General features: G+C 57.3%; 16 protein-coding genes. 2 read left to right on the forward strand and 14 right to left on the reverse strand.

Going from position 1 to position 17475, the window contains the following annotated elements:
• Positions 1 to 26: 26 nt before the first annotated feature.
• The 3 genes from D5270_RS04245 to D5270_RS04255 form a co-directional block, all read right to left on the reverse strand.
• Positions 27 to 1562, reverse strand: coding sequence for an ATP-binding cassette domain-containing protein (locus D5270_RS04245; protein ID WP_166542917.1), 1536 nt, complete (start codon positions 1560 to 1562; stop codon positions 27 to 29).
• 257 nt (positions 1563 to 1819) lie between these two features.
• Complete coding sequence (locus D5270_RS04250; RefSeq protein ID WP_166542918.1) at positions 1820 to 2065, reverse strand: helix-turn-helix domain-containing protein; 246 nt, start codon at positions 2063 to 2065, stop codon at positions 1820 to 1822.
• Positions 2065 to 2295: a helix-turn-helix domain-containing protein gene (locus tag D5270_RS04255; RefSeq protein ID WP_161472697.1), complete on the reverse strand. Its 231-nt coding sequence runs from the start codon at positions 2293 to 2295 to the stop codon at positions 2065 to 2067. Before D5270_RS04255 ends, D5270_RS04250 begins: the two co-directional genes overlap by 1 nt.
• Positions 2296 to 2404: 109 nt before the next feature.
• Between D5270_RS04255 and D5270_RS17025 the strand changes: the two genes are divergently transcribed.
• Complete coding sequence (locus D5270_RS17025; protein WP_161472698.1) at positions 2405 to 2617, forward strand: helix-turn-helix domain-containing protein; 213 nt, start codon at positions 2405 to 2407, stop codon at positions 2615 to 2617.
• Here the strand turns inward: D5270_RS17025 and recD2 are convergent.
• The 6 genes from recD2 to D5270_RS04290 form a co-directional block, all read right to left on the reverse strand.
• On the reverse strand, positions 2614 to 4830 hold the full coding sequence (gene recD2, locus D5270_RS04265; protein ID WP_243150194.1) for an SF1B family DNA helicase RecD2: 2217 nt from the start codon (positions 4828 to 4830) through the stop codon (positions 2614 to 2616). The two genes, D5270_RS17025 and recD2, sit on opposite strands and share 4 nt — an antisense overlap.
• 35 nt (positions 4831 to 4865) lie before the next feature.
• Entirely contained in the window at positions 4866 to 5177 is a 312-nt protein-coding gene (locus tag D5270_RS04270; RefSeq protein WP_166542920.1) for a hypothetical protein, read from the reverse strand.
• A gap of 73 nt (positions 5178 to 5250) precedes the next feature.
• A complete protein-coding gene (nagB, locus tag D5270_RS04275; protein ID WP_166542921.1) occupies positions 5251 to 5958 on the reverse strand; it encodes a glucosamine-6-phosphate deaminase in 708 nt (235 codons plus the stop codon).
• Positions 5959 to 6009: 51 nt separating this feature from the next.
• A complete protein-coding gene (locus D5270_RS04280; protein ID WP_166542922.1) occupies positions 6010 to 6939 on the reverse strand; it encodes a DMT family transporter in 930 nt (309 codons plus the stop codon).
• Positions 6926 to 8305: an MATE family efflux transporter gene (locus D5270_RS04285; RefSeq protein WP_166542923.1), complete on the reverse strand. Its 1380-nt coding sequence runs from the start codon at positions 8303 to 8305 to the stop codon at positions 6926 to 6928. Before D5270_RS04285 ends, D5270_RS04280 begins: the two co-directional genes overlap by 14 nt.
• A gap of 37 nt (positions 8306 to 8342) precedes the next feature.
• Entirely contained in the window at positions 8343 to 9665 is a 1323-nt protein-coding gene (locus D5270_RS04290) for a peptidoglycan-binding protein (RefSeq protein WP_166542924.1), read from the reverse strand.
• Between the two features lie 163 nt (positions 9666 to 9828).
• Here D5270_RS04290 and D5270_RS04295 point away from each other — a divergent pair, with 163 nt between their 5' ends.
• Positions 9829 to 11091 carry an HlyC/CorC family transporter gene (locus D5270_RS04295; RefSeq protein WP_166542925.1) on the forward strand — a complete coding sequence of 421 codons (1263 nt, stop codon included), beginning with the start codon at positions 9829 to 9831 and terminating at the stop codon, positions 11089 to 11091.
• A 154-nt stretch (positions 11092 to 11245) separates the two neighbouring features.
• Here D5270_RS04295 and D5270_RS04300 read toward each other — a convergent pair whose 3' ends face one another.
• The 5 genes from D5270_RS04300 to D5270_RS04320 all read right to left on the reverse strand — a co-directional run bounded on the left by D5270_RS04300 (position 11246) and on the right by D5270_RS04320 (position 17320).
• Positions 11246 to 12550, reverse strand: coding sequence for an FAD-dependent oxidoreductase (locus D5270_RS04300; RefSeq protein ID WP_166542926.1), 1305 nt, complete (start codon positions 12548 to 12550; stop codon positions 11246 to 11248).
• Positions 12551 to 12673: 123 nt separating this feature from the next.
• Positions 12674 to 13951, reverse strand: coding sequence for a M28 family metallopeptidase (locus D5270_RS04305; RefSeq protein ID WP_166542927.1), 1278 nt, complete (start codon positions 13949 to 13951; stop codon positions 12674 to 12676).
• A gap of 62 nt (positions 13952 to 14013) precedes the next feature.
• Positions 14014 to 15423 (reverse strand): cysteine--tRNA ligase, encoded by a 1410-nt coding sequence (gene cysS / locus D5270_RS04310; RefSeq protein ID WP_166542928.1) that lies wholly within the window; start codon positions 15421 to 15423, stop codon positions 14014 to 14016.
• A 4-nt stretch (positions 15424 to 15427) separates the two neighbouring features.
• The gene (gene cysE / locus D5270_RS04315; RefSeq protein ID WP_166543322.1) at positions 15428 to 16081 is read right to left on the reverse strand and encodes a serine O-acetyltransferase; all 654 of its coding nucleotides are present in this window, start codon (positions 16079 to 16081) and stop codon (positions 15428 to 15430) included.
• 57 nt (positions 16082 to 16138) lie between these two features.
• On the reverse strand, positions 16139 to 17320 hold the full coding sequence (locus D5270_RS04320) for a ribose-phosphate pyrophosphokinase (protein ID WP_166542929.1): 1182 nt from the start codon (positions 17318 to 17320) through the stop codon (positions 16139 to 16141).
• Positions 17321 to 17475 lie beyond the last annotated feature (155 nt).

Consider the following 17475-nt stretch of genomic DNA (forward strand, 5'->3'; position numbering starts at 1 on the left):
TCCCCGAGGGCAAATGTCAATATTTTTTATATTTTTACCAGTCCATTTTCGGTGAGCTCATACACGTTTTCGCCCACCTCTTCAATAAACCGCCGGTCATGGGAAACGCTTATTATGCAGCCGGGAAAATCCTTCAGCATTCCGCGGATAACAGGCCCTGAGAGCGGGCTGAAGTTCCGGGTGGGCTCATCCAGGACCAGCACATTATTGCTGTCCAGTATCATCTTCAGCAGGAAGAGCTTGGCCTTCTGCCCACCTGAGAGCCCACTTATACTGTGGCTGCACTCCTCGGGGGTGTACTTCATGCTGCCAAGATAGGTCTTGGCCCGGGTCAAGACTGCCTTTTCGCCGCTGCCGCCGGTTAAGAACTCTACCGGGGTCAGGCTCTGGTCCACTGTCTCGGCGTAGCTCTGGGGCATATATCCCGCACGGATATCGCCTCTTGGAAGCAGCAGGGCGGCTATCTTTCTCAGCAGGGTGGTCTTCCCCGCGCCGTTCCTGCCGGTTATGCAGATATGCTCCGGCCCGCGCACATTGAGCTGTATGCCCTCAGACAGCAGCGCGCCGTCCTCTGTGCGCAGCTCCGGCAGCTCCAGCTCCAGCACCGTCTTCCCGGCTGGTATGCCCACCTCCGGGCCGAAGCCCACCAAAATAGCCTCCTCGGTTTCCGGGAGCTCGGTCATGTCCCCCCGCTCACGCTCAAAGCGGTGCTCCATGGACTTTACGGACTTCATCTTCTTTTTCAGCAGCCTGGCGCCAGAGGGGTTCTGGCGGCTGATGGTGTCCAGGTCGTGCTGGACCTGCTGCTCCATTTTCAGTATCTTCTCCTGGCGCTTACGGTCCTCCTCACGCTCCTTGCGGGCAAGCTGGGCCTGCTTTTCCATGCGGCCCAGGCGCTCCTCCACATACTGCCTGTAGCCCATTTTTGCCACGGTCCACCGGGGGAGGGTCTTTCTTCTAAGCTGCTCGATATGCAGCACTACATTCGCGGTGTTCTCCAGCAGCGCCTCGTCGTGGGAGATATACATAACCGGCTTGCCGCAGTTTAGGATAAACTCCTCCAGCCACTCCAGGGTCTCCACGTCCAAATCATTGCTGGGCTCGTCTAAAAGGTACACATCCGGCCTCCTGAGGGTCAGGAGTGCCATTCTGAGCTTTACCTTCTCACCCCCTGATAGAGTGCCCACCGGCCTATCCGTGTAGAAAAGCTCCACAGGCACCCCCAGCTTCCCGGCCGCAAGTGCCAGCTCACCCGGGGAGCTCTCCAGAAACGCGGGCTCCTTACAGCAGAACTCGTACCCGGAGAGGGCTCCGTCTCCGGGCCCCACCTCCTGCTCAAGATACCCCAGCAGCAGGCCGTCTCTCAGCACCTGCCCGCTCCACTCGGCGTAGCCCTCGACCATCTCCGCGTCATAAATGACCTTGAGGAGCGTAGACTTGCCGTCCCCCTCCTCACCCACTACAGCCACCCTGTCCCCGGGATTCAGGGCAAAGCTAAACCCCTCAATGAGCGGGCGCAGGTCCTTCCTCATACTTATGCTCAAGTCTCTTATTTGCAGCAATGCGCATACCTCCAATCCCAACGCCGGGTTTGGACGTATGCGCACAGAACGTCCCCTAAAGAGGACGCAAAAACCAAAAAAAAGACGCGCAACAAGCCCAAGACCCAGCAAAAACCAGCCCCGGGCCATAACCCGGCGCGCCAATAATGCCTAGCCGTTTGAGCTTATTTCAACATCTTTTCAACTCCGTTCCTGTTTTTCTGGGATTATGATAGCATAACGGGAGGGGGTTGTCAAGGGGGAATTTTACGCGTACCTCAGCCTCCCTTTCCCATCTTCTCCATCTCTTCCTCAATAAGCACTACCAGCTCGCTGGGACGCATATCCAGTGCGTCAGCTATTCGCCATATTGTGTACATATTCGGAATCCTGCCCCCTGTTTCCACCATACCTAAATGCGAACGTTCCATCCCGGCAAGCCCGCTGAGAACTTCCTGAGAGAGCTTTCTCTTTTTCCTCAGCCGACGGATAACTATAGCCATTGCCTCTGCTCGAAACTCCATTAACTTTTATTCTCCGGGGGCACAAACTCCAGCAGTTCACCTATCCCGCACTCCATCACTGTACATATCCTTGCCAGCACGTCCACATCAAGCCTGGTGACGGTGCCGTTGCAGTAATGGTTTAGCTGAGTACGCTGAAGCTCCGCACGGTGGCTGAGTTTGTTCTTGCTCATGCCGCTTTGCTCTAATAATTCGGCAAGATGTATCTTTATCGTACCATATTCGCCCATATTTTCCCCACCTTTAAAGCAAAAGAAATTGACAAATATAGTATAGCCGTGTTACAATAAAGATACCAGTTCTAAAAATTTAGATATAACTTCACAAGGGAGGAATCTTATGTCCGACTTTCGACAGGGGTTTACTTGCAAACTGCGCTCCGCCCGCAAAGCCGCCGAACTCACTCAGAGAGAAATGGCCGATAAACTCTCCATCTCCCGCCCAGCGTACACCTACTACGAAACAGGCCGTATCCAGCCCACCCTTGAATGCCTTGCAAAAATCTGCCAGATACTGGGCGTGTCCGCAGACTTCCTGCTGGGCCTCTGCTAAATCACAGCCCCGCTCTCCCGCTCCAAAAAGTGCCTCAGCCCGGTTATTCTCAGGCACTTCCTGTCATTTTCCACCATCCTGCGCACCATCCCGGCCTCGCCTACCAGGATAAGCAGCTTCTTCGCCCTGGTGACTGCCGTGTAGAAAAGGTTGCGGTAGCAGAGCTGGTTTGGCACCTTCATCACCGGGATTATCACGGCGGTGAACTCGTTGCCCTGGCTCTTGTGGACGGTGACGGCGTAGGAGGGCTCGAGCTCGTACTCGGCCTTATCGAAGTCGTAAATTACCAGCTTATCGTCTATCTTCACCTCGATGGCCCCGCCGGGCTTGTCTATGCGCTGGATAACGCCCATGTCGCCGTTATAGACCCCCTGGCCCTCGGTGTCGTCCTCCCGGGTCCAGGGAAGCTGGTAGTCGTTGTGCACGTGCATGACCTTGTCGCCCTCCCTGAAAAGCTGGCCCCCTATCTTAACCTGTGGCCTGCCCTCTGCAGGAGGGTTCACAGCTTCTCTCAAAAGCTTATTCAGCTCCACCGTGCCAAGCTCCCCCTTCCTGCTGGGGCAGAGCACCTGGATGTCCTCGAGGGGGGAGTAGCCGTAGCTGCCGGGGAGCCGCCTGCTGCACAGGGCCGCCACCAGCTCCCTCGCCTCCTCAGCCCCCTTGGCCGGCAGGAAGAAAAAGTCGTTGTCCCGGCGCCTGAGCTCGGGCATATTCCCCGCCACTATCCTGTGGGCGTTGGAGATAATAAGGCTCTGCATGGACTGCCTGAATACCTCCTTCAGCTGCACTGTTGGGAAAAGCCCAGAGGCGATAAGGTCCCCCAGCACGTTCCCCGCCCCAACAGACGGAAGCTGGTCGCTGTCCCCCACAAGGATGAGCCTGCACCCCAGGGGCAGCGCCCGCAGCACGCTCTCGAATACATAGGCGTCCACCATGGACATTTCGTCTATCACCAGGCACTCGCACTCCAGAGGGTTCCTCTCGTTGCGGGTGAAGATGGGGCGGTCCAGCTCGTCCCAGTCCACCTGCAGCATACGGTGGATGGTCTTCGCCTCCTCGCCGGTAAGCTCGCTCATCCTCTTTGCCGCCCTGCCGGTGGGCGCGGCTAGCAAGACCCTCTCCCCGGCCTGTTTCAGTATGCGGATTATGGCGTTAAGCGTAGTTGTCTTGCCGGTGCCGGGGCCTCCTGTAAGTATCAGCACCCCCTGCTCCATGGCGGCCTTTATGGCCTCTCGCTGTTTCCCGGCGTACTCTATGCCCTCCCGCTCCTCTATAACGGCAATCTGCATGTCCGCGCCGCCCAGGGCCCGGTCCGAGGCCCCCAGCATGGCCTTCATGCGCCCGGCTATGTACTGCTCGTAGAGGTGCTGCTGCTGTAAGAAGACATACTTGCGCCCTAAAAACTCCTCGCTCATAAGCTGGAACTGCCCGCAGAGCTCGGCTACCGCCTCCTCCGCCAGCTCCTGCTCCACCCCCAGCAGCCGGGCTGAGACACGCACCAGGGCGTCCCTGGGCACACAGGTGTGCCCGTTGTCCACATTGTGCCGGAGGGTATACACCACCCCCGCCTGCACCCGGCTTATGTCGTCCTGGGGGCGCTCATGGGCCTGGGCTATCTGGTCCGCCACCTGGAAGCTTACGCCTATGTCCGGGTCGCAGAGGGAGTAGGGGTCGCCCTGTATGCAGTCAAAGGACTCGTCGCCGAACTTCTTCCACACCAGCATGGCGTACTCCGGCTGTACCCCGAAGCCCCCGAGGAAGGTCATCAGCTCCTGGAGCCCCTTAATGCGGTTATACTCCTCGCTTATCTCCCCTGCCTTCTCCCTTGAAATTCCCTTTACCTGGGCCAGTCTGTCCGGGTCGCTTTCTATCACCTCCAGGGCCTGCACCCCAAAGGTGTCGATAATGCGCCCGGCAAGAGCCCTGCCCACGCCCCTCACCCTGCCGGAGGAGAGATACCTAAGCATCCCTTCCTCGGTGACAGGGCGCCGGTGCTCCACGGCCTCGGCCCTGAACTGGGGCCCGTAGCTGGAGTTATTCTCCCAGCGTCCGTAGACCAGGAGCTCCTCCCCCTCGCTCACAAGGGGGATTATGCCGACCACCGTGGCCTCCTCGCCGTCATCCTCCCGCTGGAGCACAAGCACTGTATACTGGTTTTTCTCGTTCCTGAATACCACATTTAGCACCTGCCCCTGCAGCTGCTCCAGCTCCATCCCCTCCAAGGTATCCCGCCTCCCCCTTATGAGTTTTAGGGGCCAAGGAGCCTCTCCAGCTCCTCCGGCCCGCAGACCTCCAGCATTTTATAGCGCTCCCGAAGCCTTCCGGCTATCTCCCGGCTCTCCCGGTCCTTCACAACGCATAGGGCTTTATAGCCGTCAAAGCGGGCCGCTGCCTGGCGTATGAGCCCCTCGCAGTCCTCCGGGCTTCCCGGCAGCAGCAGAAGCACTGTTCTGCCCGGGCAGCACTCCGACCTGAAGGCCCGCTCCCCGGCCCAGCGTATCAGCTCGCCGGCGCCTACAGCCATAAGTAAAAGCGCCAAAATCAAAACTACTACATTCACAGACACCGCCTCCCTCGCCACATTCTATGCGGCAGCCGGAGGCGGTGCCAATACTTTCATATCTTAACTTATCTTATGCCCTGCTGAAAATCACGGTGGCGTCCCTGTGCAGCTGCAGGATAGACGCAGGCACCTGGGGGGTCACCGGGCCCCTGAAGGCCCGCTCCACAATTTCGGCCTTATCCGCGCCCGCTATAAGCAGCACCCTTTTTGCCTTCATAATGGCCCCAATGCCCATGGTAATTGCGTGGGTAGGCACGTCCTCGGGCTTGTCAAACAGCCGGGAGTTGGCCTTGATGGTGCTCTCGGTGAGCTTCACCGTGTGGACCTTGGTGGGGAAAGTGTCCTCGGGCTCATTAAAGCCGATATGCCCGTTCTGGCCTATGCCCAGAAGCTGTAAATCAGGCCAGCCCAAAGCCTCCACCAGGGCCTCGTAGCGCTCGCTCTCGGCCTCCATATCCCCTGCGGAGCCGTCGGGCAGGTTGGTGTTCTCCTTCTTCACATTCACCTTATTGAACAGGTTCGTGTCCATAAAGTACCGGTAGCTCTGGGGGTCGTCGCCCTTGAGCCCGCAGTATTCGTCCAGGTTCACCGTGCGCACCCGGGAGAAGTCCAGGAGCCCAGCCTCATAGCGCTTCACAAGGTTTGAGTAGGTCCCCAAAGGCGAGGAGCCTGTGGCAAGGCCCAGCACGCAGTCGGGCTTTATGAGCACCTGTGCGCCGATAATATCCGCCGCAAGAGCGCTGAGCTTTTCGTAGCTTTCAACCTCGATGATTCTCATGATTCTTTTCCTTTCATGATAAAATAATATTTTTTTGGGAGTCCCCCAAATTTACCTGTTTCCCGCCGCTTTTCTTCCCGGAAGCTGGGCCAGTATGACCCCCGCGAACACCAGGGCGCAGCCTGCAAGCTCCCGCCCAGAAAGGGGCTGGCTCAGCACGAGCCAGCCGGATATGGCTGCAAACACCGACTCCAAGCTCATGATAAGGGAGGCCACCGCCGGATTCAGCCCCGCCTGGCCCACTATCTGCAAAGTATAGGCGACCCCGCTGGATAATACCCCCACATAGAGCAGCGGGCCCCAGGAGGCCAGCAGTCCGCTTAAGGTGAAGCTGTCCCGCTCCAGAATTGCCGCGCATATTACGGATATTATGCCCGCCACCAGGAACTGGATGCAGGAGAGCTGTATTCCGTTTACCTTTGGGGATACCCGGTCTATTACCATTATGTGCAGGGAGAATATCACAGCGCATATCATCACCAGGCTATCGCCCAGGCCTATGGAGAAGCCCCCGCCGCCCGCTACGCTCAAGAGGTATGCCCCTGCCAGTGCCAGCACTACCGCCGCCCAGACCTTGCCGCCGGCCTTGCGGCCCAGGAATATGCCCAGTACGGGGACTATTACTATGTATAGGGAGGTTAGGAAGCCTGCCTTTCCGGCGGTGGTGTATTGCAGGCTTGCCTGTTGGAGCAGGCTTGCTCCTGCCAGCAACACTCCGCACGCGGCGCCGCCCAGCCATAGTACCTTGGAGCTCTGACTCTGCAGTGGAGCGCTGCCCCCCTGACCCTTTCCCGCTCCCCGCAGTCTCCTGCCAGCTGCGATTACCGGCAGCAGGACTATGCACCCTACAAAGCTCCTCGCGCCGTTAAAGGCGCAGGGGCCGATATGCTCCATTCCAAGGCTCTGTGCCACAAATGCCGTCCCCCATATGAACGCCGCCAGCGCCAGCATACCGCCATGGGTCAAATCACGCCTGTCCATCAGTTGCCTCCAGACTGTCCCTTGTCAAATTTTTCATCCAGTTAAACCTGTTTATCTTCACTACCGCCACAAAGCACTTGAGTATCTGGTCGCACTTCAGGGCCGCGAACACCACCCAGGCCGGCGCGCCCAGCCACTGGCAAATTATTGCAGACGGCAGCACCACTAAAAACACAAATATCGTGTCGTTCTTAAACACAAAGCTGATATCGCCGCCGGATTTCACCAGCCCGAAGAGGCAAGCCGCCTGATAGCAGGTGCCGACTATGGTCACGGATATCACGTTGATAAACTCCCTGGAGAAGCTGAGCGCCTCAGGGGTCACGTCATAAAGGGACACAAACCCATCCCTTGCAAGGAGCACTATCCCTCCCGACAGCACTCCCACCATCAGGAATATTATCTGCACTGTCCTGGCGTACTCCTTCATCTTTTCATACTGCCCGGCCCCCACGGTCTTGCCGGTGATTATGCCCACCGCCGAGCTCAGGCCGTTCATCCACACATATATCAGGTTGTGGAGCATACCGGTTATGCTTACCGCGGCCATTACTCCGGCGCTGTACACGCCCATTATCTTGGTGTTAGCCAGCATATTTACCGACCACACCACCTGCCCGCCTATAATCGGCAGGCCGTACTTTATAAAGTCCCGCAATAGCTGCCTGTCTGTGCGCAGCAGGTCCTTCAGCCCAAGCTTCAGCTTCCTGTCCGCTATAAACACGTATCCCACGCTCACCGAAGCCTCCAGCACCCGGGAGATAAGCGTGGCAACAGCCGCGCCCCTCACCCCCAGCGCCGGCAGGCCCAGCTTGCCGAAGATTAGCACGTAGTTCAGCCCCACGTTTACTATTAGGGCCATTATTGATATGTACAGGCCGATTTTCGCCGTCTCTACGCTTCGCATTGACGCTATCATCACCTGTGAAACGCTGAAGAAGAGATATGTAAAGCCCACTATCTGTAAGTAAACCGTGCCCTCGGCGATTACACCGGCCTCCCTGGTAAAGAGGCCGATAATAAACCCGGGGAACAAAACTGTCACCAGGCTGAACGCAAAGCCCACCGCCGCCGCAAGCTTTACCCCAATGCTCACCACACGGCGTATGCTCTCGGTATCCTTCTTCCCCCAATACTGGGCGGCAAGTATCAGTATGGCGCCCTCAACGCCGCCAATGAACATCTGCACAACCGTCTGTACCTGCCCGCCCACGTATACGCCGGAGATGGCGTTGTCACCCAGCCTGCCTATCATCAGGTTGTCTGCAAAGCCCACCGCGAAGGTGATTAGGTTCTGCAGGGAAATCGGTATCGCCAGGGCGATAAGCGTCCTGTAAAACGAACGGTCTCTGGTTAAAAGCCTCATTTTCCAATCCTCTCTATCCTATCCCTCAGGCAGGACTCTAGCCCTCGCTGCTGCTCCCGTCACCGTCTTCGCTGCTGCTACTGCTGCTGTTATCGCCGCTGTTCGGCCCCATGGTGGGCGCGTTTTCAATGGCGGGCACCTTGCCGTCCTTGTCCTTTGCAAGGGTGGAGTACAGCCGCTTCAATGTGTCCACATCCGCAACGCCGGTCTGCTCCAGGCCGTTCACCCTCTGGAACTCCTTCACGCACTCGCCGGTATGCTCGCCGTAGTAGCCGTCGTACTCTGTGTCAAGATATCCCAGCTCCTCCAGGCGCTCCTGCATTTTATATACTTCCTCGCTCTGGTCCTCCGGGCTCAGCTGCTCATACTCCGGGGCGCTGCTGTCCTCGGGCCGTGCGCTGGCAAGAGCCGAGCTCACGTTGTCCTCTATCTTGCTGGTGGGGTCGGTATTCTCCCCTATAGATGTCTCCTCAAGCATCTCAGGGTATGCCCCGCCGCTTATGGCTATGGCGGCGTTTATAACCGTGCGCCCCTGCCACTCCACCTCACTGGGCTCAAGCTCCACAATATTCCCCTCTCTCACAGCCATCAGGTTATTATACCTGCTGTCGTTCCTCAGCTCCTCTGTAAGCCCCGGGCGGCAGAAGATAACGGTGGGGTTTGAGACTCTCAGGTCGTCCTCGCTATACTGCCCGCCTGAGAGGCTGCTGAAGATATTCGTCACCCCGCAGTAGGTCATAATTGTACTGGTAAGGGTATCCCCGGTAACGGCTGAGCCGTTCAGGTCATATAAATAACATGCGGTGGTAACGGTATCCTGCTGTGGCACCAGCCTGTTGATATCGTCCAGCACCCCAAAGATATCCTGGGCGCACTCTATGCCCTTGTCGTATCCGGGTCCGCCTCCGCAGAGGGCCGATGAAACCTGGGAGTACAGCCGCTCAAAATCCTCCCTATTAACAGCGGGCGCTATGTTCAGGACTGTGAAGCCCGCCTCTTTAAGGGCCTGCTCAGCCCCGGCGCAGCCCGGGTCCAGCAGTATAAGGTCCGGGTTTACCGCGGAGATTGCCTGTACGTCCCCCGGGTCCACCTTCGTCAGGGAGGCAAGCCCGCCCTGGGTGCACGCCCCGGAGCAGGCCGCCAGCTGGGTCTCGCACCCTAAGGCCAGCACCACGTCCGCAAGGCTTGGGGAGAGCACCGCAACCTTGGAAGGCCTCCCTCCTATGGTAACGTCATTTATCGTTACAGGGAACTCTCCGGCCGCCACTCCCGATACCAGGTCCGACACATTGGAGCACCCAGCCATTCCCGCAAGCACAAGGCCCGCGCAAAGTATAACCGCCAAAAGCTTTTTAATCATAGTTTTAGTACCTCACTTGGGTTTTAATAGGGCAATATATAGGCCATTATATCAAAAACCGGGGAGTTATGCAAGGGGGTCTGCCGGATAATAGCTTGCATTTTCCTGAGCTCTATGTTATAATGTACGAAATTTTACAGTAAAGGTGTTGGTTTTTCCCCCCATGGACAGTCACAGTACCACGTTAATAATCGTTCTAATCCTGCTGATAGCGGGCTCCGCCTACTTCTCGGCAACAGAGACGGCCTTTTCCTCCCTGAACCGCATCCGGCTCAAGAGCCTGATGAACGCGGGGAACAAGCGCGCGAAGCTCACCTTTGAACTTTCTGAGAACTACGACGAGCTGCTCTCCACTATCCTAGTTGGCAACAACCTGGTGAACATTGCCAGCACGACCATCTCTACCCTGCTCTTTGTCAAGGCCCTGGGCGACGCCAGCGGGCCCACTGTGTCAACTATAGTCATGACGATAGTTGTCCTGGTCTTTGGTGAGGTCTCCCCCAAGAGCCTGGCAAAGGAGAACGCGGAGGCCTTCGCCATGATTTCGGCGCCCTTTATCAGGCTGCTGATAGTGCTTCTAAAGCCGGTGAACTTCCTATTCTCACAGCTTAAAAAGGGCCTTTCAAAGCTCGTGCGCCCCGCCCCCGAGAGGGGGGTCACCGGCGACGAGCTGCTCACCCTGGTTGAGGAGGCCGAGCAGGACGGCGGCATTGACAAGAGCGAGAGCGCCATGCTCCGCAACGTGATAGAGTTTGACGATATCCAGGCCATAGAGATAATGACCCCCCGGGTTGATGTGGAGGCCGTGCCCAGGGACTGCACGCCCGACGAGGCCTCGGCGGTGTTCCGGGAGACGGGCTACTCCCGCCTGCCGGTGTATGACGACACCATTGACAGCATCATCGGCGTGATACATGAAAAGGATTTCTTCTCGAAAATCTGGGTCAACGACAGGGACATAACGAGCATTTTAAAGCCTGCCGAGTTTATACCGCCCTCCATGAAAATATCAGACCTGCTGCGGCTTTTGCAGCAGCGCAAGCAGCATATGGCGGTAATTGTGGATGAGTTCGGCGGCACAGAGGGCATTGTGACCCTGGAGGACATCATTGAGGAGCTGGTTGGCGAAATCTGGGATGAACACGATGACGTGGTGCAGGAGGGTATCCTGCCCATCGGCGAGGGCTTCTACCGGGTGTACGGCTCTGCTGACACCGACGACCTTTTCCAGCTTCTGGGCATAAAATGCGAGACCGACGCTTCAACGGTCAACGGCTGGCTAGCTGAAAAGCTTGACCGCATACCTCAGGTGGGCGACAGCCTGCAGTTTGAGAACGTGCAGTTCCTTGTGACAAAGGCCGGCGGGAACCGTGCCGAGGAAATCCGGGTGACGGTGCTGCCGGGCTCCGCAAAGGCCGATGATTAAAATTATAGTATTAAATAATTAAGGCACTAACCCAATATAGGCCCTTGATACCTTTATTTCTTGAGTTTGTGTTAAACCAAGAGAAACTAGGAGTATCAAGGGCCTTTTTATTTTTGTCTCGTAATATTATTATATGACTATATTTTATTATAAACTATTTTCTGTCATCTGTTGCGGGATTGTCGATAAGCCTGCCGTCCTCTCCAAACCTGGAGCCGTGGCAGGGGCAGTCCCAGCTGTGCTCGGCGGCGTTGTACTTTAATGCGCACCCCATATGGGGACAGCGGGGCACAGTCGGCGTCAGCAGCCCGACTGCGGCCTCGAAAACATTTACCGCCAGCTGTGGGTGCAAAATGCTTCTGGAGGGGTCGGATACCCCCTCAAAGGGATTCTCCCTGCCAAGCACAAGGTCCGTCAGCAGGTTTGCCGCAGCCATGGAGGAGGTCATGCCCCACTTGTTGAAGCCGGTGGCGGTGTACAGGCCCTCTGTGCCCCGGGAGTACCGCCCGATATACGGCATACCGTCAAGGCTCATACAGTCCTGGGTAGCCCAGCGGGCGGTTATTTTCGCCTGGGGATAGTATTCTTTGGCGAAGGCCTCCAGGCCCTGCCAGCCTCCGGGCTTGCCTGTGCGGTGGCTCCCGCCGCCCAGCAGGAGATTGTCTTTATGGCTTCTGAGGCTGAGCCCCTGCGCGCTCCCGTCCACGTACATTCCCCTAAGGCCCTGCCCCTCATTTATAGCGCCCTGAAGGGCAAGTACATAGGAGCGTTCCTGGTATAGTTTCACAAAATATCCACCGTGCTTATTGAGTATGGGGAAGTGGGTGGCTATTATTATTTTGTCAGCCTTTATAGTCCCCCTATTGGTGACTGCCTGCCCCGGGCCCAGCTCCAGCACCTTTGTGTGCTCATATATACAAAGCCCCTTGGTGACAGCCGCCAGGAATTTCAGCGGATGGAACTGGGCCTGCTTGGGAAAGCGCACCGCCCCCGCCGTCTTAAATGGCAGCGGCAGCTCTGTCTCCTCGGCAGCGTCAAAGCCCAGCAGCCGCAGCGCCTCCACTTCCCGCCTGATTTTCTCCGGGTCGTCCAGTGAATACACAAACGAGTCCAGCTCCTCATAATCGCAGTCTATATCCCGGCAGAGCTCCCTGTAGCGCTCCCCGGCCTCCAGATTCGCCCTCAGGTACAGCCCCGCAGTCTCCTCGCCATATTTGCTTACGAGCTTGTCGTATATCAGCCCGTGCTGGGCGGTTATTTTAGCGGTGGTATTCTTTGTGATTCCTCCACCTATGCGGTCCGCCTCCACCAGCACGCAGTCTGCCCCCGCCCGGGCCAGCTGCCAGGTGCAGAGCACTCCCGCCATTCCCCCGCCGACTATCAGCACGCCGGTCTCAATGTCCCCCTCCAGAGCGGGGAACTCAGGGAGGCTCGCGGTTTTTGTCCAGAGTGAGTCCATATTATCACCTCGCTGTAGTAGGGTGGCTGTATAACCTTGGTTTTATGCGCAGGAAAAAGATAAGGGCTCCCCCTATAGGAGAGCCCTTATCTTTTTATTATTTCTTCACGATAGTTATAGCCCTTACTTATTCTCCTCAGCCTCAGCCAGTTCCTTCTTGTAGAGATATTTCTCGACTTCCTCTACAATATTCTTCGGTATCTCCCGCTTCACCGGGAAGGCCGCGGCGTTCACCATCTCCCTTGAGAATGCCAGCACATAGTTTCCGGTCTTCTCCAGGGCCTCTGCTGAGAGAAAATCCAGGGTGTCGAAGCGGTCGTGTATATACGCCGCGCCCGGGGCCCCAAAGCGGCAGAAGTTCACCGCAGGTACGCCGCTGTCCGCAAAGGGAATGGAGTCGCTGGAATAGATTCGCTGTTCTATTTTAGCTGAGTAGCCGTGTATCTTTGAGGCGTAGTCCACGTACTTAACCAAATCCTCCTCAGCCATAACAGCCACAGAGTCCCGGCCCAGAATTGGCCCGCCCACGTCCACGTTTATCATCAGCAGGTGGTCCTTGAGCTCGTCCTTATGCGCCTTAACATAGGCCCAGCTGCCCTCAAGGCCTATCTCCTCGGAGCCGTACCACATGAACTTCACCGTGCGCTTCGGGGGGTTCTCCTTAAAGTACCGCAGGAGCTCCATATTTATAACAGAGCCTGCGCCGTTGTCATAGACCCCCTTTGAAAAATCCACGGAATCATAGTGCGCGCCGAAGGAGATTATCTCCTCGGGCCTCTCAGTGCCGGTTATGGTGGCTATCACGTTGTGGGAGGTCCTCTCCACAGTCTCGTTCTTCAGCACCAGCCTGGCTTTGCAGGCTCCCCTGCGCACCATATCTATGGCGTCCAGCACCCTGGTATGCACCATGGGCACGCTGCCGAAGGCCCTAAGGGTCCTTCTCAGCTTCCTGGTGGAGAGGTCCGTGCCCTCGCGGTCGTCCCGGAGCTGCCCCTCCATAGTGACTATCCCCGCCACTCCCGCCTTTATCAGCCGGCGGTATACTGGGACCCTCAGAAAGCCGTTTATAAGGACTATCTTGCCCTCTGCCTTTGCAAGGTCTACCTCGTTGCCGTCCTCAACGTACAGGAAATCGGCCTCAAGCCCCCCCTGATAGGTATTCTTCGCGCATTTATAGCCGGTCACCGGATACTCGGCCCTATAGGGCTCAGTAATTTCCAGCGTCGCCGTCTCTATCTCAGCATCCTCTATCTCAAAGCTCTGGAGCTCGGCGGCCACGCCTATGGCCTCGCATTCGGCCTTCAGTATCTCCGCGGCCTTCAGCTCCTCGGGGGAGCCCGCCACTCTGGTAAAGCCAATTTTTTCCAGCAGGGCCATAGCCCGCCTTCCTGATATCTGCATTTTGACAACCTTCTTTCTTGGGGCGCCGCCCCAGACACTGAGTTATCTCAAAGTATAACCCGTCAGCTTTCTATATGCCACTTAACGCCCTCGGGCGTATCCTTTATGACAACCCGCCTTGCCGCAAGCTCATCCCTGATAGCGTCCGCCGCCGCCCAGTCCTTATTCTTCCGGGCCTGTGCGCGCCTGGCTATCAGCTCCTCTATCTCCCCTGCCAGCTCACCGTCCACCGGCTCCGAAGCCTCCGCGCCCTTACCGGCAAGCAGGTCCAGCCCCAGCACCTTGTCAAAGTCTCCCGCAAGCCAGCGCTTCGTGCTGTCGCTCAAGTCAGACTTCAGCATATCATACAGCACCGTCAGCGCCTGGGATGTGTTCAGGTCGTTTCCAAGGGCCTCCCTGAACTGCTCACGGTATATCTTTGCCCCAACCATATCCGGCTCCCCATCCTTGGAGAGGGCCGTTACCCGGGCCGTCAGCTTCTGATAGGCCTGGGCCGCGTTGTCAAGGCTCTCGAAGGAGAAGGTCAGGGGCTTCCTATAGTGGGACTGAAGGTTAAAGAGCCTGTATACCAGCGGGTCATAGCCCTTCTCCTCAAGCAACGAGACCGTCAGCTTAGCCCCCTTGGATTTGCTTATCTTGCCCCCCGCGTCGTTCAGGTGCAGCACATGGAACCAGTGCCGGCACCAGGGATGCCCCAGATACGCCTCGCTCTGGGCTATCTCGTTGGTGTGGTGCGGGAAGGCATTGTCAATGCCTCCGCAGTGCAGGTCCAGGTACTCTCCCAGGTTCTTAACGCTGATTGCCGAGCACTCGATATGCCATCCCGGGTAACCAACTCCCCAGGGGCTGTCCCACTTGAGCTCCTGGTCCTCAAACTTGGACTTTGTGAACCACAGCACAAAATCCGTCTTATTGCGCTTGTTCTCGTCGGCCTCAACGCTGTCCCGCACGCCCACCGCCAAATCCTCGGCGTTCTGATTGCCGAAAACGTAGTAATGCTCCAGCCTGGACGTGTCAAAGTACACATTGCCCCCGGCTATATACGCGCAGCCCTTGTCCAGCAGGGCCTGCACCATCTCGATAAAGTCGCCTATGCAGGTAGTTGCCGGCACGACCGTTCCGGGCTTTCTGATATTGAGCTTCGCGCAGTCCTCAAAGAAGGCCTTTGTATACATGTCCGCCAGCTCCAGCACGGATTTATGCTCCTGCCTGGCCCCCTTGAGCATCTTGTCCTCCCCGGTGTCCGCGTCCGAGGTCAGGTGGCCTACGTCGGTAATATTCATCACCCTGTCCACCCGGTATCCATCGTACTCCAGGGCCTTTTCCAGCACGTCCTCCATGATATAGGAGCGCAGGTTGCCTATATGCGCCCGCCCGTAGACCGTGGGCCCGCAGGTGTACATCTTCACGACGCCCGGCTCATAGGTGGCAAAATCTTCCTTCTTCATGGTAAGGGTATTCGTCAGCTTCATACTTTTACTGTCCTTTCAGCTCGTTGACTTTCTTCTCAAGCCGCTCCAGCTCCCCGCGCAGGCGGCACAGCTCCATGGAAACCGGGTCGGCCACGTGTATCTGGTCCAGCATCTTGCTGGGCTTCGGGTCCGGCACACGCTCGCCGTTTATGCGCACTACCCTTGCGGGTACGCCCACAGCCGTGGCCCCCTCGGGCACCGCATCCAGCACCACCGCTCCCGCCGCCACCCGGGCATTGTCCCCCACGGTAAACGGCCCCAGCACCTTTGCCCCGGCGCCTATAAGCACGTTATTGCCAAGGGTCGGGTGCCGCTTGCCCTGGTCCTTGCCGGTGCCCCCAAGGGTCACGTTCTGATATATGGTGCAGTTGTCCCCTATCTCCGTGGTCTCCCCTATGACGACCCCCATGCCGTGGTCTATGAAGAGCCCGCGGCCTATTGTGGCCCCCGGGTGTATCTCAATCCCGGTCCTTCTTCTGGAGTGCTGGGAGATGGCCCGGGCTATGAACTTCATGCCGTGGCGCTGGAACCAGTTGGCCCTTCTGTAGGCCCTCACAGCCTTGAAGCCCGAGTAGAGGAAATACACCTCTAGCCTGGACCTCGCCGCCGGGTCACGGTCCATTACTGCGTCGATATCCTCTTTGAGCCTGTTGAACAAAGCTCTCACCTCTGTACGGTTAATTTACGCCATCCTATTCCCCGGGCCGGCCTGTGGTTACTGGAACTTCAGCTGCTCATGCTGGCTTTTGCGGTACTCCTCCCGCCTCTTTTCAAGCAAGGCCACCATCTTGGCATGGGGGTCTATGAGCTGGCTGGTGGATATGTCGTGATTCAGGGCCGACACATAGTAGGATATGTACTTGGACACGTCCACCTCATAAAACCAGGGCCTGTTCTTCAGCTCCTCGGTGCGGTATGTAAGGTTTGTCCCGAACACCCCGTCCAATAAGCCCTCCCTGTGAGCCTTGTCAAAGCTGTCAAGGCCCTTGGCAAAGATGGCAAATGTGGCAAAGCAGAAGAAGCGCCTTGCTCCCCTCTCCTTCACGTTATAGGCTATGTCCAGCATGGACTCGCCGGAGGAGATAATGTCGTCGGCAACGAATACGTCCTTGCCCTTTACGTCCGAGCCCAGGTACTCGTGGGCAACTATTGGGTTGCGTCCGTCAACCACCCGGGAGTAGTCGCGGCGCTTATAGAACATGCCCATCTCCACACCCATTACGGAGGCGTAGAACATATTGCGGTCCAGGGCCCCCTCGTCCGGGCTTATGACCATGAATTCGTCCCTGTCTATCACCATGTCCGGGAAGCTTCTGAGCATCTTTTTGAGCACCTGATAGGAAGGCCTCAGGTTGTCAAAGCCCATCAGGGGCACGGCGTTCTGTACCCTGGGGTCGTGGGCGTCGAAGGTCACCACGTTCTGGACCCCCATATTCTGCAGCTCCTGCAGAGCGAAGGCGCAGTCCAAGGACTCCCGGTAGTTCCTGCGGTGCTGCCTGCCGCCGTAGAGCACCGGCATTATCACGTTCAGCCTGTGGGCCTTTCCGCTGGCGGCCTGGATAATACGCTTGAGATTTTGGAAGTGGTCGTCCGGGGACATGTGGTTCTCCATGCCGAAATATGGGTATGTGGGGCTGTAATTGCCCACATCCACCACGATGTACAGGTCGTACCCTCTTACGGTCTGCTCGATAAGGCCTTTTGCGTCCCCGGTGCCGAAGCGGGGGCAGCTGCAGCTTAACATGAAGCTGTCTACATCCATGCCCGCGGCTTTGGCCCAGCGTACCAGGTGCGCGTCAATCTTTTCACCCAGCTCCTCCGCGCCCTCCAGGGCTATTATCCCCAGGGGGGCCACGCGGTCCTCAAGACTGAATAACGATTGGGCTCTCTCTTCCATAAATTTGCCTTCCCTTTCTGCGGCGCAGCCTCTTAACCGCGTCCGCCTCAACATAGTTTCCTCAGGGGGTATTATAGCATATACCGCCTATCCCTGCCAATCCAATTTTGAGAAACATAACCGGTTTTGAATATTTACTCCAAAACTGACCAGAC

It is taken from the genome of Acutalibacter sp. 1XD8-36 (genome assembly GCF_009917525.1).
Taxonomy (GTDB): Bacteria; Bacillota; Clostridia; order Oscillospirales; family Acutalibacteraceae; genus Acutalibacter.

Coding starts and splice junctions, on each gene's coding strand:
- nagB (WP_166542921.1), bottom strand. CDS start 5,958: ATGAGAATCATCGAGGTTGAAAGCTACGAAAAGCTCAGCGCTCTTGCG.
- recD2 (WP_243150194.1), bottom strand. CDS start 4,830: ATGGAGCTGGAGCAGCTGCAGGGGCAGGTGCTAAATGTGGTATTCAGG.
- D5270_RS17025 (WP_161472698.1), top strand. CDS start 2,405: ATGTCCGACTTTCGACAGGGGTTTACTTGCAAACTGCGCTCCGCCCGC.
- D5270_RS04305 (WP_166542927.1), bottom strand. CDS start 13,951: ATGCAGATATCAGGAAGGCGGGCTATGGCCCTGCTGGAAAAAATTGGC.
- D5270_RS04255 (WP_161472697.1), bottom strand. CDS start 2,295: ATGGGCGAATATGGTACGATAAAGATACATCTTGCCGAATTATTAGAG.
- D5270_RS04290 (WP_166542924.1), bottom strand. CDS start 9,665: ATGATTAAAAAGCTTTTGGCGGTTATACTTTGCGCGGGCCTTGTGCTT.
- D5270_RS04320 (WP_166542929.1), bottom strand. CDS start 17,320: ATGGAAGAGAGAGCCCAATCGTTATTCAGTCTTGAGGACCGCGTGGCC.
- D5270_RS04250 (WP_166542918.1), bottom strand. CDS start 2,065: ATGGAGTTTCGAGCAGAGGCAATGGCTATAGTTATCCGTCGGCTGAGG.
- D5270_RS04295 (WP_166542925.1), top strand. CDS start 9,829: ATGGACAGTCACAGTACCACGTTAATAATCGTTCTAATCCTGCTGATA.
- D5270_RS04280 (WP_166542922.1), bottom strand. CDS start 6,939: ATGGACAGGCGTGATTTGACCCATGGCGGTATGCTGGCGCTGGCGGCG.
- D5270_RS04300 (WP_166542926.1), bottom strand. CDS start 12,550: ATGGACTCACTCTGGACAAAAACCGCGAGCCTCCCTGAGTTCCCCGCT.
- cysS (WP_166542928.1), bottom strand. CDS start 15,423: ATGAAGCTGACGAATACCCTTACCATGAAGAAGGAAGATTTTGCCACC.
- D5270_RS04285 (WP_166542923.1), bottom strand. CDS start 8,305: ATGAGGCTTTTAACCAGAGACCGTTCGTTTTACAGGACGCTTATCGCC.